Annotated in this window: 21 protein-coding genes and 2 pseudogenes; 9 read left to right on the plus strand and 14 right to left on the minus strand. The window is 53.6% G+C overall.

Annotated elements, in window-relative coordinates:
- Positions 1 to 38 precede the first annotated feature (38 nt).
- Positions 39 to 1,445 (minus strand): GABA permease, encoded by a 1,407-nt coding sequence (gene gabP / locus ABH909_RS18810; RefSeq protein WP_429436035.1) that lies wholly within the window; start codon positions 1,443 to 1,445, stop codon positions 39 to 41.
- A gap of 409 nt (positions 1,446 to 1,854) precedes the next feature.
- Between gabP and ABH909_RS18815 the strand changes: the two genes are divergently transcribed.
- A complete protein-coding gene (locus ABH909_RS18815; RefSeq protein ID WP_429436037.1) occupies positions 1,855 to 2,544 on the plus strand; it encodes an SOS response-associated peptidase family protein in 690 nt (229 codons plus the stop codon).
- 73 nt (positions 2,545 to 2,617) lie between these two features.
- Here ABH909_RS18815 and ABH909_RS18820 read toward each other — a convergent pair whose 3' ends face one another.
- Complete coding sequence (locus ABH909_RS18820; protein ID WP_429436039.1) at positions 2,618 to 3,148, minus strand: DUF2867 domain-containing protein; 531 nt, start codon at positions 3,146 to 3,148, stop codon at positions 2,618 to 2,620.
- A 227-nt stretch (positions 3,149 to 3,375) separates the two neighbouring features.
- Positions 3,376 to 3,996 (minus strand): DJ-1/PfpI family protein, encoded by a 621-nt coding sequence (locus ABH909_RS18825; protein ID WP_429436041.1) that lies wholly within the window; start codon positions 3,994 to 3,996, stop codon positions 3,376 to 3,378.
- 126 nt (positions 3,997 to 4,122) lie between these two features.
- On the opposite strand from ABH909_RS18825, the gene ABH909_RS18830 reads away from it, so the two are divergent.
- Together ABH909_RS18830 and ABH909_RS18835 are read left to right on the plus strand one after the other, a co-directional pair.
- Positions 4,123 to 4,677, plus strand: a complete 555-nt coding sequence (locus tag ABH909_RS18830) for a TetR/AcrR family transcriptional regulator (RefSeq protein ID WP_429436044.1) — start codon at positions 4,123 to 4,125, stop codon at positions 4,675 to 4,677.
- A 135-nt stretch (positions 4,678 to 4,812) separates the two neighbouring features.
- Positions 4,813 to 5,214 carry a GFA family protein gene (locus tag ABH909_RS18835; RefSeq protein ID WP_429436046.1) on the plus strand — a complete coding sequence of 134 codons (402 nt, stop codon included), beginning with the start codon at positions 4,813 to 4,815 and terminating at the stop codon, positions 5,212 to 5,214.
- Between the two features lie 182 nt (positions 5,215 to 5,396).
- Here ABH909_RS18835 and ABH909_RS18840 read toward each other — a convergent pair whose 3' ends face one another.
- The 4 genes from ABH909_RS18840 to ABH909_RS18855 form a co-directional block, all read right to left on the minus strand.
- On the minus strand, positions 5,397 to 6,158 hold the full coding sequence (locus tag ABH909_RS18840; protein WP_429439981.1) for a tetratricopeptide repeat protein: 762 nt from the start codon (positions 6,156 to 6,158) through the stop codon (positions 5,397 to 5,399).
- A 398-nt stretch (positions 6,159 to 6,556) separates the two neighbouring features.
- A complete protein-coding gene (locus ABH909_RS18845) occupies positions 6,557 to 6,748 on the minus strand; it encodes a tautomerase family protein (RefSeq protein ID WP_429436048.1) in 192 nt (63 codons plus the stop codon).
- 110 nt (positions 6,749 to 6,858) lie between these two features.
- The gene (gene ahr / locus ABH909_RS18850) at positions 6,859 to 7,890 is read right to left on the minus strand and encodes an NADPH-dependent aldehyde reductase Ahr (protein ID WP_429436051.1); all 1,032 of its coding nucleotides are present in this window, start codon (positions 7,888 to 7,890) and stop codon (positions 6,859 to 6,861) included.
- A 193-nt stretch (positions 7,891 to 8,083) separates the two neighbouring features.
- Positions 8,084 to 8,449 (minus strand): hypothetical protein, encoded by a 366-nt coding sequence (locus ABH909_RS18855; protein WP_429436053.1) that lies wholly within the window; start codon positions 8,447 to 8,449, stop codon positions 8,084 to 8,086.
- Between the two features lie 135 nt (positions 8,450 to 8,584).
- Here ABH909_RS18855 and ABH909_RS18860 point away from each other — a divergent pair, with 135 nt between their 5' ends.
- Entirely contained in the window at positions 8,585 to 9,796 is a 1,212-nt protein-coding gene (locus ABH909_RS18860; protein ID WP_429439984.1) for a multidrug effflux MFS transporter, read from the plus strand.
- Positions 9,797 to 10,550: 754 nt separating this feature from the next.
- Positions 10,551 to 11,009, plus strand: coding sequence for an HvfA family oxazolone/thioamide-modified RiPP metallophore (locus tag ABH909_RS18865; RefSeq protein ID WP_429436055.1), 459 nt, complete (start codon positions 10,551 to 10,553; stop codon positions 11,007 to 11,009).
- Between the two features lie 808 nt (positions 11,010 to 11,817).
- On the opposite strand, the gene ABH909_RS18870 is transcribed toward ABH909_RS18865, so the two are convergent.
- On the minus strand, positions 11,818 to 12,714 hold the full coding sequence (locus tag ABH909_RS18870) for a serine hydrolase domain-containing protein (RefSeq protein ID WP_429436058.1): 897 nt from the start codon (positions 12,712 to 12,714) through the stop codon (positions 11,818 to 11,820).
- Positions 12,715 to 12,899: 185 nt separating this feature from the next.
- Complete coding sequence (locus ABH909_RS18875; RefSeq protein WP_429436061.1) at positions 12,900 to 13,361, minus strand: hypothetical protein; 462 nt, start codon at positions 13,359 to 13,361, stop codon at positions 12,900 to 12,902.
- A 199-nt stretch (positions 13,362 to 13,560) separates the two neighbouring features.
- On the opposite strand from ABH909_RS18875, the pseudogene ABH909_RS18880 reads away from it, so the two are divergent.
- A pseudogene (locus ABH909_RS18880) lies at positions 13,561 to 13,775 on the plus strand (hypothetical protein).
- A gap of 197 nt (positions 13,776 to 13,972) precedes the next feature.
- Positions 13,973 to 14,353: a hypothetical protein gene (locus ABH909_RS18885; protein ID WP_009043509.1), complete on the plus strand. Its 381-nt coding sequence runs from the start codon at positions 13,973 to 13,975 to the stop codon at positions 14,351 to 14,353.
- Between the two features lie 37 nt (positions 14,354 to 14,390).
- Here ABH909_RS18885 and ABH909_RS18890 read toward each other — a convergent pair.
- The 3 genes and pseudogenes from ABH909_RS18890 to ABH909_RS18900 all read right to left on the minus strand — a co-directional run.
- A pseudogene (locus tag ABH909_RS18890) lies at positions 14,391 to 14,653 on the minus strand (integrase); the annotation flags it as partial.
- A gap of 108 nt (positions 14,654 to 14,761) precedes the next feature.
- The gene (locus ABH909_RS18895) at positions 14,762 to 15,541 is read right to left on the minus strand and encodes an SDR family NAD(P)-dependent oxidoreductase (RefSeq protein ID WP_429436063.1); all 780 of its coding nucleotides are present in this window, start codon (positions 15,539 to 15,541) and stop codon (positions 14,762 to 14,764) included.
- A gap of 274 nt (positions 15,542 to 15,815) precedes the next feature.
- The gene (locus ABH909_RS18900) at positions 15,816 to 16,607 is read right to left on the minus strand and encodes a response regulator transcription factor (protein WP_429436066.1); all 792 of its coding nucleotides are present in this window, start codon (positions 16,605 to 16,607) and stop codon (positions 15,816 to 15,818) included.
- Between the two features lie 138 nt (positions 16,608 to 16,745).
- On the opposite strand from ABH909_RS18900, the gene ABH909_RS18905 reads away from it, so the two are divergent.
- Positions 16,746 to 17,849, plus strand: coding sequence for a polyamine ABC transporter substrate-binding protein (locus ABH909_RS18905; RefSeq protein WP_429436068.1), 1,104 nt, complete (start codon positions 16,746 to 16,748; stop codon positions 17,847 to 17,849).
- Positions 17,850 to 18,251: 402 nt separating this feature from the next.
- A complete protein-coding gene (tssI, locus tag ABH909_RS18910) occupies positions 18,252 to 19,802 on the plus strand; it encodes a type VI secretion system tip protein TssI/VgrG (protein ID WP_429439987.1) in 1,551 nt (516 codons plus the stop codon).
- A 93-nt stretch (positions 19,803 to 19,895) separates the two neighbouring features.
- On the opposite strand, the gene ABH909_RS18915 is transcribed toward tssI, so the two are convergent.
- A complete protein-coding gene (locus ABH909_RS18915) occupies positions 19,896 to 20,318 on the minus strand; it encodes a MarR family winged helix-turn-helix transcriptional regulator (protein WP_429436071.1) in 423 nt (140 codons plus the stop codon).
- Positions 20,311 to 20,799: an AAA family ATPase gene (locus ABH909_RS18920; protein ID WP_429436074.1), complete on the minus strand. Its 489-nt coding sequence runs from the start codon at positions 20,797 to 20,799 to the stop codon at positions 20,311 to 20,313. The genes ABH909_RS18915 and ABH909_RS18920 overlap by 8 nt, the downstream gene beginning before the upstream one ends.
- Positions 20,800 to 20,817: the final 18 nt, after the last annotated feature.

Raw genomic sequence — 20,817 nt, forward strand, 5'->3', positions numbered from 1 at the left:
CTGAAAAGATCGCAAGCAGGTTTATGCAAATAAAGCTGCTATGCACTTTCCGCCGACACTGCACGCTGCGGCTGCCCATGCTGACGCGCGGTCACAAGGCCGATAAAGGAAATCACCAGTGCCAGGCCAATGGTCGAAGAAACTTCCATACGGTGCTCGGGCGTCACCATCATCACCGCCAACGCTGCGCAGATGAAGGCGATGACCAACCAGGTGAGCCAAGGGAACAACCACATTTTGAAGGTCAGCGTGACATTCTGCCGACGCAGAATCTTGCGCATGCGCAATTGCGATACTGCGATAGCCAGGTAGACCAGCAAGGCAATGGCGCCAGAACTGGCGAGCAGAAACTGAAACAGTCCGGCGGGCATGAAGTAGCTGAACAAGGTCACGCCGGCCCCCAGTACGGTGCTGGCGATCACTGCAGCCCTCGGTACGCCACACGAAGACGTCGCCTTCAGCGGCTTCGGTGCATCACCGCGCTTGCCCAGCGAAAACAACATGCGCGAGGCAATATAGATCGAGGAGTTCATGCAGCTGGCCACGGCGATTAACACCACCACATCTACCATGAACTTGGCGTGGGGAATGTTCATCAGTTCCAGCGCTCGCTGGTAAGAGCCCACCGACGCCAGCAACGGATCATTCCAGGGCACCACGGAAATGACCACGAAAATGGACAGCAGATAGAACACCCCGATCCGCCAGATCACCGAGCGTGTGGCTTTGGCGATGTTCTGCGCCGGGTTGTTGGATTCGGCAGCTGCAATGGTCACCGCTTCTGTACCGATGAAGCTGAACATGATGGTGATGAATGCCCCCACAACCGCGGACAAACCGTTGGGCGCGAAACCGCCATGTTCCTCCATGAGTCGACTCAAGCCGCTGGCTTCGCGCTCAGGAATCCAACCCATCAACACCGCAAAACCAAGACCGATAAAGCCGATGATCGCCACGACCTTGGCCATCGCAAACCAGAATTCGAACTCGCCGTATTTGGACACGCTGAACAGGTTAGTGACGACCAACAGGATGATCGACGTCAAGGCAAACAACCAGGTATCGATCTGCGGGAACCATTGGTTCAATACATGCCCGGCCGCGAGCGCCTCGATGGGTATCACCAGCACCCAGAACCACCAATAGAGCCAGCCGATGGTGAAGCCTGCCCAACGCCCGATTGCCTGGTCGGCGTAGGTAGAGAAAGATCCGGTGTCCGGGTTGGCAACCGCCATTTCGCCCAGCATGCGCATGACCAGAACGACCAAAAGGCCGGAAAACAGATAAGCCAGCAATACCGCCGGCCCCGCCGCAGCGATGGCATGTCCGGAGCCAACAAACAAACCTGCGCCGATAATCCCCGCGATAGAAAGCATTGTGACGTGACGCGGTTTGAAACCCTGCGCCAACTGACCGTTCGAATCTCTGGAGTTCAGGTTATTCATTGTCTTTTTTTTGTTCTCTGGTGATCGACGTTAGGCGTACTGACTGAGGGTCAGGCGATCATCATTTTTCCCTGTTGCCGCGTCTCGAACGCGGCGCACCTCAACGCTCCGGAGTTTCTAAATCAAGCATCACAGCCGCATACGGCCATGAAGTGACGCGTCACCTTACGCGTCTTGACTTGGAAACCAGTAGCCCGAGTGCGCCACTTACGAGTCTGATTTCGACACGCGTTGCGCGTATCGCGTGTGGTGCATAAACCGGAAAAAGAGACCAAAGTCTCTTTTCCTGTTTTTAGTTGGCCCGCGGATCAATGCCGCCACAGCGCAAACCGATGTTCGGGTCGACGTTTTCCTCATCAAGCCGCCAGGTTCTGGACTACGCTGAAAACACAACCGGAGGCTTCCAACTATGTGCGGACGTCTTTCCCAGTACCGAGGCATTCATGACTTTGTCGCGGCGCTGAACATTCCAAACGCATTGATCAACTATGCAGGAAATCAGCCTTTAGAGCTCTACAACGTCGCGCCATCCGCTCAGCTCGCCCTCTTCCACCAGGAAGGTCAGTTTATGCGAGCCGACATGGTGCGCTGGGGCTGGCGGCCACGCTGGGCAATGGAGCATGCCGCACCGATCAAGGTCCGAGTAGACGGAGTTGCCCATAATCCATTCTTCAGAACGATATGGCCGCATCGGGCGATCATCGCGATCGACAACTGGTTTGAATGGGTGGACGAAGGTGGAGCGAAAACACAGCCTTATCTGATCCGGCGCAAGGATCGCGCACCAATCTTCTGCACCGCGATAGGCCAGTACCCCACCGCCGAGCATGAACCGGACGCGCATGACGGCTTCGTGCTCATCAGCGCCGACAGCAAGGGCGGCGTGGTGGATATACACGACTGGCAGCCGGTGACGCTCAATCCCGAACTGGCGCGGGAATGGCTGAACCCAGCAATCTCGGAAAAGCGCGCAGAGCAAATAATGCTATTGCAGTGGGAACCGCCGGAGGCTTTCGAGTGGTTCAAGGTCGACCGCGCTATCGGTAATATCCGCAATCAGCAAAGCGGCCTGATCAATCCCAGCGATCGACTTATCTGAATGCCTGCTGTTTATAAAAGTAGCAGTGTTGGAAGCTAAATCAGTTCGATGGAAGGGTCAGACCTCAGGAGCCTTAGGGGCAGGTAGCCAGAGGCCAACCGACGCGCGCTGCACGAAGGAGACTGGCCTTAACCACCAAGCGGTGAAATGGGGCAATAACGAAGATGTAGGCCCGGCCTAGACGGTTGTGGCACTGGACCACGGTTGAAAAAACGAGTTGGCGATTGCCTTCTGGCTCTGTCTCTCCAGAACATAGAATCGATATCCGGAAGTCGAGGTGCTTGTCGTCCTCTCCCAACACGATCTCAGTCTGGTTCGTGCTGTAGACCTTGAAAATTCCAATCCGATTAGCAAGTGATGCCAAATGTCTGGCTGTCTTGAGACCAAAACAGGCAACGATAGTGTCTCGGACTTTCATGAGCCATCCGATCCAGGATGGCTGGTGGGAAAGGATGAATCGAGCTAGCAAATCTGGGTTGCTAGATGTGCCCGCAGGGAGTCGAATCGCAAAAGCGTCTGCTAGGTTCATCGACTTGTAAAGGTGGGTGATGCCGGACCTCGATGGGACTGGCACGGACATAACGAGCTCAAATTCTCGTGGCATAGGGGATCTCTCCTGAGTTCTAACTACTAATTAGACGACATGCCATGTCGCGTTTCTTGTTGCGATGGTTTGTCGTATAACGCTCCTTGTCGCCCTGTAGGTGCTTGTCTAGCTTGGAAGTGACGGTTACCGACTTTCAAACCGGACAGGGACAACCGCGCTCACTGCTCATTCCCAAGCAGACGAGGTATCTGCATAGTGGAGGAATCTCGCTGAGCGCGCATGGATTAACGGGATGTTGTTGAGGCGCCAACTTCTCCTTGTCGGATACTAAGCCCGATCAAGGTATCATAAAGTTCTTGCTGCCCAGCTGGCAGAACAGGGAGCAACGTCGCACGGCGCTTGTCGACATCGAACCAGGATTCAACCAGCCATCCCACCAGATAGAGCGCCGAAAGGCATCCGCCAGCGGTTGCAACGTTCCCCTGGCATACAAGAGGCTGGTTCACGGACTCAAGTCCCAGAGCTTGCAAGCTCGATCGTGCATCCGGGTGTGTAGTTGCTTGGCCGCTGAGCAGCCCAAGCCGTTCGAGAATGAAAGCTCCGGCGCATATGGAACCGATTCGCTGGCGTCTGGAGTCAAGTTCAAACGACGGCAGGAAATCCGGGGCGGCAAGTGCAGCGGGTATCCCTTCCTTGCCGCTGACGAACAATACCGCGTCGGCACTATTGGCCTCGGAAAGCGGACCGTGCACCGAAACAGGCAGGCCGTGCGCCGATCGCACGATAGAGCTGGAACCCAATATTCGGACGTGCCAGTCTTCAGTGTTGCGGCCTAAAATGTCCCACATCAGGAATAGATCAATATCAGTGAATTGGTCGAAAGCAACCAGGACGATTTTCTTCAAGGCGAGCTCCATGAAAAGTGCTGGCGTGCAAAACGCAACGGCCATCTTTGCTGGTGTTCGCAGCGTATCAATCGGTTGCGCACCATACACAGTCTGTATGGCGCTAAATATGGAGCGAAATAACGGGTGAGAAAACTAACTCGTAATCATTGGATCGCGGCTGGTTTTGAGGCCCTCGACCAAATAGGGCATGTTGGCGTTTCGGCCGAGAGTCTATCGCGCCGATTGAATGTGACCCGCGGATCGTTCTATCACCACTTCCGCAATCGCGAAGACTTTGTCCGCACCTTGTTGGCCGCTTGGGAAGAAGACTACACGGAGCGCATGCTCACTTATGCGGCGCAGGGTCGTAGCGCGGGCGAAATCTTGAAACGCTACTTGAGTATTGCCGCTGAGAAACAACCTGGGCGGGAAGTTTCCATCCGAGCCTGGTCGCTGCACGATCCGTTGGTAGGCGAGTTTCAGCAGCGTGTTGACACAAGACGACTGGACTTCGCAATACGGACGTGCCGCCGCTTGGTCCATATGCCAGGCGAAGCAGAAGTGATTGGTCAGGTGGCCCATCTGTGCCTGATTGGTGGTCAACAGGCAGGGTTGCGGCGTGATGCCGCTCGCTTCAACAGTTTCCTGCATCGAGCCTTTTCACTTTTCGAAGGGGCTCTTCCGCCGTGGCGGGCCTAAGTCATGATCTTGTTGCTCCTAAGCCTTGGTGTCCTGCTTAGGCTGCCCCCCATCTATTTGGGCTGGCGTGGAGTCAGTCGACTGTCTTGATAGAGATGATTAAGCTGATGTGTTTTCACTTTCAGGGATGGGCGCATGACAGAGGTACACCAAGGAAGCTGCCTCTGCGCAGCAGTCAGTTACGAGCTACTCACTCCACCAAAAGCAGTGAGTCATTGTCATTGCAGCCAGTGTCGCAAAGGTCACGGAGCAGCATTCGCTTCGTATGGCAGCGTTCCCCGCAACGCGCTACGGATACTCAGTGGCGCCACCAGCATCAAAACCTATGCTTCCTCAGAGGCGGTGTTACGCGAGTTCTGCGCGCACTGTGGTTCGACGCTATTCTGGTCACGATCTCAAGGCGAATTTTCCGATTGGGTTTCGATAGCACTGGGCACGCTCGACACGCCCTTCATGCCTCCAAAACAAAAACATGTTCATGTCGACGCCGCAGTCCACTGGCACACACCACCCAAGTTGTGTCCCCACGCCAACTGACTGCTTCGGCTCGTTTTTCAGCCGGTCGCGACAGGCAATAAACGGCCGATTCTGTTAAAAAAAATCCAGCATGATTTCCACGGCAGAAACGTACACGCCTGAGATTGAAACCCTTGCTTTTAGCAGAGGTCTGAGGTCTCGGATTTCACGTAGCAGCGCGTGCAAAAGAGGACATCAGCAACTCAACCGCGCACCAGGTAGGCCCCTGACGGAACCCGATATCGCAGCTTCTTGCATTTGCCCGGTGCAGGCTGATGCCCCGGCGGACGATCAGGAAACCAGATTCGGCATTTACCCGGAGGTGGCATATGACCGCGGGGAATCTCAACCTCACCGTACGCAGGCTCTGGCTCGACATTAACCATTTGCAATTGTCCTTCGGGCCCGGCTCTGCCAACCGTCGGTGCATCCGAAACCCGATTTGCCTCTGCGTGAGTGAAGTTGTCAGCGTTGCGTCCAGTGTTCTGAGTGGATTGCTCAACAACCGCCATTTTCGCTTCCCGGCGACTTTGGCTCTCCTCTGCTAACCCCTTCTGTGCTGCGACCAGATCGTTTGGGGCATTGGGTGCGGTACCCGAAGACTGGGCCTGCTGCGCCGCCTGGATCAATTGGAAGTTACGGTTGCGCAATTCGACGTTGCGACCCACCCGCATGTTCGAGCGCACTGCCAAGGTTTCAGCCTGCTGGTACTGCCCCTGCTGAAGACGCAACACACCAAGGTAATGCAGCGTCGCGGGATTGTTCGGCTGGATATGCAGGGCACGCTCAAGCGTGGCGGCGGCCTGATCCAGTTGGCCATTTTCGTGCCGCGAGGCAGTTTCGATCAGGGTCGTTGATGCGCCGTTGCTTTGCGCGGGAGCTCTTCGCTCGGCAGCAAACGAATAAAGCGACGCGACGGCGCAGAACACCAGAATGAGACCCGGCAGAAAACTCTTGGTTGGCATCAGGGGGCGGACTCGAGTGAATTCGGACGGCACTGCTGTAAACAGATCACAGCGCTGCCCGGCACTTCCTATACCGGGCCGCTATTGACCTGGCCAATATCTCGAAGTTCCTGCGGCAATGGGCGTCGCAACCTGCATCATTTTTTACCATCCCAATATTTAAGCATGAGCTATTGCTGCACTTCGCGCAGAGCAGAAAAACGGACAGAAGCGGGCATCGAGTATGCAAATTTCAAAAGTAGTCGAACACTGAGAGCATTGGCTATTTAACCAACGGGTCCCTAGAACTTTTCCCTATTTATCGGTCTATGTGGATAGGTAGATTCGCTAGGAGAAAACGCGCTTTTTCTTTTTTTGTATTGGTCTCGTCAGTGATGCTGATAACAAGATGGAACGCGCTACCCCCTGCCTGCGATAACGGTTTCCCCGGCGATGAACCAATCCTCATTGGCGATATATTCGACGGTCGTTGCCATGAGTTCAGGCTGTTTGCCCAATACCGTGGCAGTGAGCTGATTGATAACAACCATAGCTTGCTGACCCAAGTTGGGATTGCGTGGACCTGACAATTTGAGCGAGATCGAAGGCATGAGATTGTCCTCTCAGGTAGATGGCGGCGGGTAAGTACTTAAGACGCGCGGTCGATACATCGCGAGCGTGAATTTGATAGTGCGTGTAGCGCACTTGCCACGCCGGTTTGTCATTTGTTCGCGTCCAGCACGACGCGGTATCGGGCCTTGCCACTGCGCAAATGATCGATGGCTTCGTTAACTCGGCTCATGGGGAATATCTCTACTTGCGGCAGGATATTATGACGTGCGCAAAATTCCAGCATGGTTGCCGTGTTGTTGGGCGAACCGATTGGTGAGCCGGACAAGCTTTTTTGTTGTGGTATCAGGTTGAAAACATGTACTGGAATGGCGCTCGGCACGATGCCTACAAAATGCAGTCGGCCTTTCCCGCGCAGCGTTCCTAGCATGGTCGGCCAGTCGAGATCCGCGCTGGCGCTGACTAAGAGAAAATCCAGGGTGCCGGCAATGGCTCTCAGTGCATTGCTATCGGTCGAGGCCATCACGTTGTGTGCACCCAGACGCTTGGCTTCGTCCTGTTTGTCCAAGGTCGAGGTAAAGGCCGTGACTTCGCACCCCCAGGCGTTAAGGAAGCGAAGTGCCAGATGACCGAGGCCACCAATGCCCACTACGCCGACGCGGTCAGTGGGTTTGACTTCGAATTCCAGAAGTGGATTGAAGACCGTCGAGCCAGCGCAGAACAGTGGCCCGGCCATGGCAGGGTCGAGTTCTTTCGGTAACGGAACAGCCCAGGCCCAGTGCGAACGCAGGTAATCCGCAAAACCACCGTTGCTACCAATAATGGTGGGTTTGACGGTGCCGCATAAGTGGTGTGAGCCACCGATGCACGAGGAGCAATGCATGCAACTGCCCTTGTACCAACCAATCCCCACGCGTTGCCCTACATCGAGCCCGCGCACGTGCGTACCCATTCGCACGATGCTGCCGACCACTTCGTGACCGGGGATAAAAGGATATTGGCTCAGCCCCCATTCGTTATCGATCATCGACTGGTCAGAGTGGCAGACGCCGCAATACTCAATAGCGACCTCTACCTCTTCATCTCCCAACGGACCGGGATTATAGCTATAGCGCTCCAGTGGAGCGCCGGCCGCCATAGCAGCCCAACCGGTAAAAGAGTTGAGTTCGGTGCTAGCACTCATCGAATACCTCCAAATTAGGAGAAGGTTTTGGCCGTGATGCCTGGTAGGAAGTTTGGGCGCCGACACAAAGCCCCGTTTGATTCGGCGTTGTATTTTCAGCCTCTGGAAAAATCAACAACTACATCTGCAAGGCGAAGCCCTGCTTTCAGGTATGCAAAACATTGCATTCGACTCCTTCAAAAAAGCGTGGAAACTATTTCGATTCCTCACCCAAGGTGCCGGTGTAATGCGCAAGGCGTTTCTCAACGTCGGCTTTTATCTGCAACCCAAGTTCCATTAGCTGTTTTATACGGGGTTGCGCCGCCGGACGTTTCACTGAACCGATGAAACCTTCCCATTCTGAGGCGATGGCTTCATTGGGTGGCAGGCTGGCCGCGTCGACCAGTCTCTTGATGTCGGCAATTGACTGTTTGTCGAACCGGGCGATGCGGCGAGCCATGGTGTCGACGAATGTGTCGAGTTCGGCATCGGGTAGCGCGCGATTGACGTAGCGTCCCGCATGCGAAGGTGCCCAAGGGATCCTAAGGAGATAAACGGCAGATAAAATTATGCCCGTCATATTTACAGCAATAAATTATTATGATCATAATACCGCAGGTTTCTTACGCTTGCGACTTCGTTTTAATGCGCCATAACCCAGCCAGAAACCCCAACAGATTGAGCGTGCCACCCTCACGTCACCTTGGAAATAGCCATGAAATATCCTAGTCGTTCCAGCGTGTTGCTTGCCCTCCTAATCGGACTTTGCGGCCTAGGTGAAATTTCTACCCAGTTGCTGATCCCTAGCCTGCGAGACCTTGAGATGGGGCTCAACGCCGCGCCGGGTGCCTCCTTGGCGGCTTTATCAGTGTTTGTCGCTGTCTTTGGCCTCGGACAACTTTTCCTAGGCCCGCTATCCGACCGCATCGGTCGCCGGCCGTTGCTGCTCGCCGGGGTCGCCATTTATGTGCTTGCTTCTCTATGGATGGCGTTTGCAGGGAATATGGCCGAGTTCATCGGTGGCCGAGCGCTTCAGGGGCTGGGTGCCTGCGCTGCGTTGGTAGTGGCGCGGAGCATCGTGCGCGATGTCTGGAAAGAGAAAGCGGGCCCAATAATGGCCATCACCGTGATTGGCATGCTCAGTGCGATCATGCTGTCACCGGTGCTTGGCGGGTTGATCGCTACCCACGCTGGAGGCTGGCGCGCGGTTGTGTTCGCCACCGTATTGTTTGGAGCACTTGCGCTGATCGCCTCGCTGTTCTTCAAGGAGACCAATCTGCAACGCGACCCACAGGCGGGTCGGTTGAAAACGCTTTTAAGCAACTACGCTGTGTTACTCAAAAGCTCATCCTTGCGCAGCTTTTCCATGGCCATTGCCTGCACCTATGGCGCGATGTTCTGCTTTATTGCCGGCTCCTCGCGGGTATTCGTTGGGCAACTCGGCTTGAGCCCGACCCAGTATGGCCTGGTTTTCGGCGGCATCGTGTCGGGGATGATCGCTGGTGCGATTTTTACCAACCGTACGATCATGAAGTTCGGTCCGGAAAAAATCGTGGGTATCGGCACCAGCCTAGTTGCGGTTGGCGCCAGCCTGGTCCTGGTACTCCATGAACTTATCGGCCCATCAGTGCTCGGCTTGATGCTGCCACAGATGGTGCTGACTCTGGGCGCGGGCATGGTCTTGCCGGGTTCGGTAGCTGGCGCGGTGATACCAAACCCGACTCGCGCAGGGTTGGCGGCGGGTTTTATCGGTTTTGCCCAGATGGCTGGCGCGACTATTTCCGGCCTATTGCTCAGTCGACTTCAGGACGACTCGGCCTTGCCAATGGTCGCTCTGAATGCTGCCTTCGCCGTGGTCAGTTTTTTAGCTTTCCGGATCATGCGCGTACGCAAGGCGCCCGCTGCGAAGGTCACACTTGCGGAGTAACCTCAGCAGTGGCATTCAATTTCAGCTCGGTCGTTCGGCCCGCACGATAAAGCCTGCTGCTTGCGATGGTGTCCAATAGTCCACAAAAAAATCCGGAGCCTTAATCAGGCCCTGGATTTTTTTTTGAAGTCACAACCGTATGTGAAAGTGCGGCACGTTGCGTCCTACGTTATTCAAGGTTTGAGTAGTCTTACTGCCTACTGGTCTTAATAACTATTGCCCGAAGCCAGCTTCGCAGTCATCGCGCTATTCACTATCTTTTTTCTACTCTGCGGGCCTCTTTACATAAATCGAGCATAAGCAAAGTCTTCTACCTGCCGCCAATACCAGCTTGCCTATAGTGGTTTGCTCTGTGCAACGCAAATTCGCGTCATTGAATTTTTACGAGTTTAGCAGATCATTGCCATCTGTCTTAACCCCTTAATCAGAGGCAAAAGGCCACATTGGGTGAAGAGGTCCAGAATCTTAATTCAAAATTTGCGAAACAGAATTATATATATGTATTGCATTGTATCTCAAAGAAACTATTAAACATTGACTTACAAAAACCTATTTTACCGATACATCAAGGATACACGGCTACGGCTAAATGGTTTGGCCCAAATGAGATCTGCCTGTCGAAGTGAACGTGGTTGCGCGTATGTCGCCAGAGATCTCTGGTTTCATCCGCTTCGCCTTTTGCCTTCTAGAAGGTTTTTCTCTTTCTGGCATGTCCTGCGCGGCTTAGTCGCGCAACAATATCCGGAGAAGTAATATGTCCCGCTCGTTCTCGAATAAAACCAGCCTCGGCTTGGTAGCTCTTGCCCTGACTGGCATTAGCTTAGCGTCATCCGCCGCCTTTGCCGTGGAAGCATTGCCTCAAGGTTATCAACTAGCCGCTGCGGATAAAACCTCGGAAGGTAAATGTGGCGAGGGCAAATGCGGTTCCAGTGAAACCAACGCCAAGCCCTCGAAGGCAATCACCGCTGAAGGAAAATGCGGTGAAGGCAAATGTGGCGACGCGATTTTCAATTCGATTGATACCGATCACGATGCTCGAGTCTCGCTTGCAGAGTTCCTGGGTGTTGCACCAGGCGCTCAAGCAATATTTGCAAAAAAAGACACTAATAAAGATGGCTATATCGACGAAATGGAGTCTTATATTAGCGTTAAAGCCGCTTACAACGAAAATGGTAAAGAGTTGCCAAAAGGTCTCTTTTCGACAAAAGAGTAATATTGCTTTTTCGTGATATCGCCTCCGCCTTTTGCGGAGGCTTTTTTGGTTAACCAGACATGAATGATCACTCCTCCAAAACCTGTTGATGAATAAAGACGCTCTGCACTAAATACGAGACGTTTAGAAGCCCCATACGTAAAACAGAAGGCACGCTGCCTCCAATTTCAACGCATACCGCACTGGGTTTTTGGTTAACGGTCCTAATCACACTTTTTGAAGCCTTGAACATGAAAATCATAAGTGTCGAGAATTACAAAGCAAGCGCACTGAATCAGTCATTGCTTGGGATAAAAACCATGAAATCGATATTTTCTCCACCGCTGCGATAGAATTATTTTCTTTTGTGGTTGCTGCGGCCGACTCCGGCCCGCATGTGTTCGACCGGTATGAATACTGTTCTCCGAACCAAATTCTTACACTTTGGGACGCCGACGAACAATACGATCGTCAAGGCGGAGAAGAACGTGAGGTGTGGGGGCAGATCGGAATTGGTAGCAAGGAATATGTCGCGGCAGTTGAGGGTCTTCATCAGTAGCGATTAGGTGCCACGAAGGACCGGTCTTGCCCATTTTCAGACCTTCACACCAGGCAGCTTTCGGCCCAGAGTGTGTAAAAACGCTTCGTCAAAATTGAAGTGCGCGCGTCTACGTTAAATCTGAAATTTATCGGCACGTCAGCGGATGTGGATTTGCGCAGAAGCGCGATTTCCAGTCCGGTTTTGAGTACTTGTCGCGCTCGAAAACGTTTTTACACAGCCTCGGCCCTAAGCGGTCTCCGGCAAATCATGAGGCAGACGCCAAAGGATTTAGACGCCTTCAGCCCCCTGCCGCAGAACTTGCATCAGCAGTCCTACAACGATTGCTTCGATGGCACCTTCACTGGCGCCCGCCTCAAAAGCAGCGCAACAAGCCGATGCGTCGCCGTCGCAGATACGGTAGACAGCAGTGACACTGCTTGGCCCGCAGCCTGTGTGCCCGCATAGGGAATATCCGCCGTCAATCGACCCCTGCATCACACCAAGGCCATAGCCCGGCGTGATCCATGGGCGCCCGGGAATCGGGCCGCCCAATGTTCGTGCTGTCTGCATCTCCTGGAGCAAGCCCATGGAGAGCAGATCTCCGCGGAGGAGTCGATCCAGAAATAGCGCTGCTTGCGAAATTGGGCCGATCAACAGGCCGTGATAAACCCAGGCGGGGTCATAATTTGAGGCGCTTCCAAGATGGGTCATTTGTAAGTCTGCTCGCGTTTTAGCAAAACGAACGTTCGACAGGCCCAGAGGGGAAAGTGCCCGTTGAATCACTGCTGCATCAAGGGTCAGATCGGTTAGCCGTTCAATTAGCCTGCCAATGAGCAAGTAGCCCACATTCGAGTAACGCCAACCGGTTCCGGGACTGTGTCGAAGTCGAGCACCGTCCAGGCGTTGCATCATTTCATTTGCCGACCAGGCTGGCTCATTGTTGGCAACGGCGGCGTGATACTCCGCAAGTTCGCCGTAATCAGCCAGACCTGCCTCATGCCGCAGTAGCTGGCGTAACGTGAAAGGCTGATCAAGAATTGGGTCGTCCAATCCGATCAGCCCGTCACGTACCAACGATAGGGCTGTCGCAGCCAAGACTGTTTTCGTAAAACTCCACCAGGGGACCATCAGTTCTAATCGGTCAGGCGTTTGTAGCTGACCATTTGATACGAGTGAACTGAGCATTGGCTTCCTTGGAATGTTGAGCAGATCGACAGTTCGACAAGATATCTCATTCACTCTTCTTCGCCGGAGTGGAAAGTCATCCTTTTGTACTGTCCTGAACGACTGCTTTTGGGCCGATTAAAGCCCTTCGCGAAAGGAAGTAATCCATTGAATCCACAGCCAAAAGCGGGCTTTCGGTTCCAGCTTTACACCCCGAGCGACAATGCACCGCAGTACATCAGAGTGGAGCACACAATCATCTGGGCGACCATGAACCCCGAGGCAGCTCCCAGAAAACCAACACCTGCGACGATCCACGGCAAGCTTGCTTTTACGCGGCACCTCAATAGCCAAGCCGACACGCCTGCACCAACCAACATGCCGGGCACGGAGAATAAATGCCCAAGCGCAATCAACCCCTCAGTGTGTTCCAGGCTGGACATGATTTTCATGTAGATCAATAGAGTAGCTACCGCTGCGGCTGTCGTGCCGGACAGAAACAACGCGGGTGCTCGCAGGATCAAACCCGGCACTAGCGCCGCCACTGCCACTCCGACGAGGTACCAACTGCCTGTGTACAGCGGATCGGCCCCCATGCTTGTGTAAAGGAGAACGGGAGTGATCAGCAGGATTGAATAGGTAAGATCATCTCTACGGCGGATTGTCATTCCTATCCTCGCTTTCAGCATCGGGGTTGCTGGAATAGCGTAGATGACGGGAACGTTCTTGTACTGTAAGTCCGCTATGGGTCGAAAGTAGCCGGTGACAGCTTCATCAATTGACCATACTCCAATAGACCTATTGCAGGTTCCAATTGGGGGCACTGTCGCTGCTATGCTTGAGCTTTCTCGAAAAGGAATCGACACCATGCCAAGCGATTATTCACTGTCGGATGTACTGGAAAGGCTGTTCGAAAATCAGCAGGCCTTAGAGGCCGCCATTAGGAGTTGACCCTGCTGATTGAGGAGCAAGGGGCACAGGAAGTGGGCGGAAATGTCCGTGGTGCACGGTGGACCATGGGTGAAAACGCCGGTCATATCAAACAAGGCCTGGCTCGATTGAAGAAATTGGACATCGGCTAGGTGCAACACCCTTTGCCAAGGCTGCGTGAATCCGACTCCAAAGTGCCTATGGGCGCATCGTTCGAGGGTTCTGACGACGATCAGACGCTTGATGCCAAAAAGAGGCGGAGAGTTGATTCTGGCAAGCGATGAGCAGACATTTTTTTGCGATTTACTCTGATACGCTGCTGAAGCACTCGTTTACAGGAGTTGTTCGTATGATTGGCAAGTTAATTTCGACGGGTTTCAGTTTGGCCACCTTGCCCGCCCGCCTGACTTTTCGCAGCGTCCGCGCCTTGGCCATGACGCCTGCCGAAGCCAGCCGCCTGCTGGCGGACATGCGTCAGGCATCGGATCAGGCGGTGCAGGAACTCCAGGGGCTGTTGGCCAATGTCGATGCGGACATGACCCACAAAACGGCGCACCTCAGTGCTGCCGACAAGCGCCTGGCAGCCGAACTGGCCCTGCACGCCGCCGAACAACACCTGAACATGGCCGCGATCAACATTCTGCGGGCCGTCTGGCTGACGCTTCACTCGACGCCGAACTTGCCGCCAAGCGAGCTTGATAAGCGGCTTGAACAGACACGTAACGACTAACAGACCGTCCGGCGGATCGGTCGATCCGGGAGAAATGGTCAAGGCCAATGGTTGTCACCCATGCTTTGACTATTCGAGCGTATTGCCTGGTGGATAGATCGTCTGAGCCGTGCAACCGGGTCGGAAACAAGAAGTCCTCGCTGCGGAGGCGGGCCTGATGTATCCACGCCTCCAAAATCGTTCGAGTTTGCTCAGTGATTTCAAATTGCACTGGGCCCAGATATCTCTGACTCGGAGCGGGGCTTTCTGCCCGACTAGCTTTCCCTTGTTCCAAGGCTGATGACTATATGTAGCAATGATCTTCCACGTTGAGGGAGGACAAGGGTGGATCAGTCAGGGTGCGTGGTGGTCGCTAACCGACCCATAGCTGCCGGTGAGCAACGGCAGCGTTCGCCCCATAGCTGCCCCTCAACGGGGCCTTTTGTTCTCAGAGAGGCAGTTGCCCCCGTCGACCACGAGAAGCTCGCCCGTAATGTAGCTGGACTCTGGAGAAGCAAGAAAGGCTACCGCGGCAGCGACCTCCTCTGGTCTACCGGCACGCCCGACGGGAACATACTGCGCTGCGGTCATTTCCTCTGCTGTGCTCGATTGCGTCGCGATCCACCCAGGGGCAACAGAGTTCACGGTGATACCGTATGGCGCGACTTCCAGCGCCAAGCTCATGTTCATGCCCACAATCCCCGCTTTCGCCGCCGCATACGCGGCCTCGCCAGGGTTGCTGACGCGGGTGCCGGTCGTAGAACTGATATGGACGATGCGTCCGTATAGACGATTCTGCATCCCCGGCAACACTGCGCGGGTCAGCAAAAATACAGTGGTCAGATTACGGGCAATCGAAGTGTTCCACACATCGACGCTCATATTGGCCACTTCAGAAAACGTTTCGGCTTCCCCCTGAATCGCCATACCGGCGTTGTTCACGAGTACATCGATTCGCCCCCATAGCGATTCCGCCCAAGTCACCAGTTCGACGACCTGAGCCGGCTGAGTGAGATCTGCAGTGCGTCCTTGCACCTCATAACCTGCCGCGATCAGTTCCGCGACGCGATCATGGATACGGGCACTGCTGCCGGTGATGATCAGCTTTGCGCCCGAGTCCCCAAGCCGTCGCGCGATGGCGAGACCAATCCCATGTTCGCTGCCAGCTCCACTGATCAATGCGACCTGACCACTCCAGTTTTTGAACATGCAATGCTCCACAGGGTTACACAGGAAGTACTGTCTGACAGTCCAGAGTAGACGCTAGCCGCCCGCATCGATGCATGACACAAGGATATCCCGATGACACTGGCTGACCTGCAACGTCTATCCGTATCTCAGAGCGAACTGGTTTCTCCACGCGATTAAAGCTGCCGATTATCCGTCGGGCGATAAAACACTTGAACATGGATGCAATCAGACCGAGTTCGTACCTGAAGCTGTGACCCCATTTAGAGGGAAAGCCCAGACTAAAACGCCGATTTCAACTTGTAGGAAAAATATCCTGTTTTGGCATAAAAAATCGGGCAAATAGTTCGGATTGTGACTTGATGTTTAATTTGGCGTAAATATTGCGACGGTGAACCTTTATCGTTTCTACTGAGAGGGAAAGTTTTCCGGCGATCTCTTTATTGGAGAAGCCACTAAGCAATAATCTGAGCACATCACTTTCGCGCGTTGTTATTTGCGTGCCAAGCTGGGTAATCGTTTCTGGCCATAGAGGTGGTTCGGTGAGATTTTTCTCTACGTCAATTTCAAAGCACATGCGCTGATGCATTAATGCAGTCACCCATGGCTTGATAATATCAAGCATTGTTATTTGCTCTTGATTAAAACGGACTTTGCTACCAACAGAAATGCATAACGTTCTATCGGAGTCGAGCTGAACATTGTACTGAGCCTCATCCACAGAGATATATTGTGCAAAATATTGTTGGTAATACTCAGTCTCAAGAAAATACTCCGGCGCAATATCCAGCAGATGGAAGAAACCGCTCTGCGGGTCTTCTCGATTAGCTATATAAAATGGATCCAGCAGATAAAGCCCCTTCACATAGCGATGAATGAACGCGTCTATCTCTTCCGCATCTGTTATCTCTGGGAGACTAACAACTTGCACTTGTTGATTGCTAAAAATCAATACAACCCAATTATCGATTTGAACATATTCATTCAATATACGAACAAGTGAACTCCAGAATTCTGGACGGTTCAACTGCATGATCAGCTTTCCAATCGAGCGGTGCCAAGCCAGGCTTTGAAGGTCGAACGGCATTTTCTACCCCTTTTGGGTTAGGAATTCGTAGGCCAGAGGTAAGTATTCGTAGGTATTTACTATTCGGTAATGCCCGGTATATTCACTATCAGAGCTTACGATGGCCATGAGGGCACATCGCCTTGACAAGGATGTTGCATGAGAAAATCACATTTGCGAACCGTTTTTTCAGCCTCGCTTCTCTGTGTAGGGATAAGCACATCAGTGGGGGCTGTAGAGCCTGGGTTGTATCTGTATAACTGGTTCGGGTTTATCGCACCGGAGACCCCAAAGGAGTTCGAGCAGGAAACCGGCACCAGAGTGCATATGGATGCGTTCGACAGCGCCGAAATCATGCAGAGCAAGGTAATGGCTGGGCGCACGGGGTATGACGTGGTTGTGGCTACCTCCAATGTGTTGCCCAGCCTGATCCAGGCGGGAGTACTTCAGCCACTGGATCGTAATCAACTGAGTAATTTGTCACATATCGATCCTGATATCTTGTCCCAGGTCGCGATCAATGATCCCGGTAATCGCTACGCTGTGCCCTATTTATGGGGCACCACCGGCATTGGCTATAACGTTGACAAAGTCAAAGCGGCATTGGGTGATAATGCTCCGGTGAATAGCTGGGATTTGATCTTCAAAGAAGAAAACATCAGTAAGCTCCAGTCGTGTGGTGTGGCAATGCTCGACTCTCCAAGTGAGATCATTTCGATTGCTTTGCATTACCTTGGGCTCCCCAGCAACAGTAGGAACCCGGATGATTACCAGAAAGCTCAAGCCCTGCTGTTAAAAATCCGTCCTTACGTCCTCTATTTCGATTCATCCAGAATTGACGCTGACCTGGCCGACGGCAATATTTGTGCAGTTGTGGGATGGGCTAATGGTGCCCTTGCTGCACAGGCCATAAACGAGAAGGACAACACTGGACGCAAGATTACCTACAGCCTTCCTCGCGAAGGGGCGCTGGTCTGGTCGGAAAATCTGGTTCTACTAAAAGACGCTCCCCACCCAAAGGAAGGCATGGCGTTTATTAATTACATGCTGCAACCAAAAATTATTGCCAAGACCTCAAACCACACGCTATATCCTAACGCCAATAAAGATGCCACTGAGTTTGTCGAACAGAAGCTGCGAGACAATCCTTGGATTTATCCAGACAAAAAGACTATTGCTACATTTATTCCACTTGAGCCACTGCCATTGAAGTTGGAGCGAATCCGTACACGGATTTGGACCAAAGTGAAGAGTGGCGTGTAATTCGACTTGATTTTGTCGCCTGCTGCTCTATGTAAATTTTAAGAGGATCGATGCCCGCCGCCACATCATTAGCCTTTGGTCCTGGGCCATAGACGTGAGCGTGGGGCGGCCAGCAGGTTGAGGCTATGTTATGTCCGGAAAGTAAGACACGCCGACATATAGGGAGTGCTGAGCTAGTGCCGATACTCCATTTTGCCCGGTATTACCCAGAGCTCTCTCCGGTCCATTGTTTAAAAGCCCGGTGAAACGCACTCGCCTCGCGGAATCCGGCTTTTTCAGCAATGGACAGGATACCCAATCGTTGCGCAGACACTCGAAGGCGATGGTCACGCGCACCTCACCCCGAGTTCCTGGAAGGAGAACCCCTCGCGTTGGAATTGGCGTCGGAAGCTGCCGATATTGATGGTCCCTGCTCTGGCCATTGCTCGTAACGGCATTCGCGCAGATGTTTTTAAAAGTGGCTGCCAAGCCCCTTCCGACTATAGGTTTTTGCCCTGGGCTGGATTTGCCCAGCTTCCTGATATTGCTGTCTGCGATAGCGCCAATTCAACACCTTATGTAGGAAGAGAACAACGGATGTTCAGCCCAGCCAATCAGACGCATTTCAGTTTGACAATCGACGGTTTTGAGCGCGATTTTCAAGTGCTCGCATTCACCGGAAAGGAAGCGATCAGCAGGCCTTACTTCTTCAACGTGGAGCTTGTTAGCGAGCGGTCTGACCTGAATCTCGAAAACCTCCTCGACAAAGAGGCTTTTCTGAACTTCGACACGCAGGGCAACGGCATTCATGGACGGGTCTATCACATCGCTCAAAGCGGTAATGGTCAGCGTTTGACGCGCTACAACCTGGCCCTCGTACCGCACCTGTCCTACTTGCGCCACCGCATCAACCAGAGGATCTATCAACAGTTCTCAGTGCCGAAAATCGTCGCATTGATACTGGAAGAGCATGGGATCTTGGGCGACGCTTATCGGTTTTATCTGGGGTCGACCTATCCCGAGCGTGACTACTGTACCCAGTACGACGAAACGGATTTGCACTTTATTCAGCGCTTGTGCGAAGAAGAGGGTATCCACTTCCACTTCCAACACAGCGCTCAAAGCCACGTGCTGGTCTTTGGCGATGACCAGGCGGTTTTTCCCAAGATTGGGCAACCCACTGCTTATAGACAAGAGAGCGATATGGTGGCCAACGAGCCACTGATCAAGCGCTTCAACCTGCGTCTGGGGGCCCTCACCAGTCATATCTCGCACAGCGACTATGATTTTGAGCAACAGCGTTTGCAGTTGGAATCGACCTTTCGCCTAGGGAGAAACGAGCAACGGCTAGACATGGAAAACGATGACAAGCTGGAGCGTTTCACAGGACATGAGCACGGCAAGCAGATAACTCTGCGTGCGATGGAGCGCCGCCACGCGGCTTACCGTCAAGCTGAAGGGCAAAGTGACCAGACGCGGTTAGTCAGCGGCCATGTTCTGGAAATCTCAGGCCACCCGCGCCAAGAGTGGAACGACCTATGGCTACTGACTCAGGTCATCCACGAAGGCAAGCAACCACAAGTATTGAGTGAGAACGTCGCCAGTGGCAACACTGACTACGAGGATGACTTTCATCAGGGTTACCGCAACCGCTTTAGGGTTCTTCCGTGGAACGTGTTCTATCGTCCGCCTTTGGCTCACCTGAAACCTCAGGTGCCAAGCAACCAGACCGCTGTGGTCATCGCTCTGGAAGACGAGGAGATCCAGTGTGATCGGCGCCTCGCAAGGGTCAAGGTCAAGTTTCCCTGGGACCGCGAAGGTAGATTTGACGACAAAAGTAGTTGTTGGCTGGGGGGGGCCTCCAATTGGAGTTGTGAAATTACGTCCCCCCGAACGGGAATGGAAGTCATGGTCACATTTCTCGAAAACGACCCCGATCAACCGCTGATCAGCGGTTGCCTGTGTTGCCGCTGACCGCAAACGAGTGGAATGGTCGAGGGTGGCATGTAGCTGTCGCATCAGTGGCTGTCGTTTCCAAGAGCCGTTTCAGATTGTAGGCGAGTACATTCAAGCGTCTGTCATCTCACCCAAAATGGCTTGGTAAGCCTCCTGGCACGAGCTCTCTGCAGTCAGCACCGCATCGTCAACGAGCTGCGCGCCCGCGGGGGTTAAGCACGCATAACCAACGCGCGCATCGCGCGGATCGCTTTGGCGAGATACCCAACCTATCTTTTCCAAGGGCAGAAGTGACTTGGTTACGGCTGACGCGGTTAAGCCCATGCATTCTGCCAAATCTGCACGACGAAGCCTGCCGCCATGGGCTTGTTTAAGATGATGCAGAATCATGAAGTCGCTAAAGCTCAATCCATGCACGGCGGAGAGTTTGGCGTCGATACGCCGAGTGGCGGCAGTGTATGCCCGGGATACACGGATATAGCGTTCAAGTGTTGAGGACGAAGTGCCTTCCGCACCCGGCGTATGGTCAGACATTGCAACACTCCTCCAGTTCGGATGGGGATGGGTGTTCAAAGCGTGCGTCCATGGCTTCGAACATTTGGGCCGTTATTTCGAACGAATAGCCCGCGCCTTTTTCCAGGTTCCGTTGCAGCACGCGCTCACGGCGTAGCGGCTTATCGGCATTTACGAAGTGGCTAAGCACCTCATAGCCCGCGTTGTGAGCCTGCAGTCGGATTTGAGTGCGGTCTGCTTTCGTCATAAAGCCTTGATCCAGCACCACATCCTTGCCCGACGCTAGAACCTGCACGCACGTTTCCCATATTTGCGCCTCGCAACGTCTAACACGGGGAAGCACCCATTCCAGGCTAAGGGGCTGAGGCAGATCCGGGCCGTATAGACGCTGCATCCATTCATCAATCGAGAAGCTGACAGCGTTTAGCTGGGCCGTTATCTGCCGAGCCAGGGTCGACTTACCGGCCCCGAGTGGGCCAAAAATAATGTGTACGGCGTTCATCTGTCACCTTACGTCCAA

The sequence above is a fragment of the Pseudomonas sp. BS3782 TE3695 genome (assembly GCF_050435305.1).
Taxonomy (GTDB): Bacteria; Pseudomonadota; Gammaproteobacteria; order Pseudomonadales; family Pseudomonadaceae; genus Aquipseudomonas.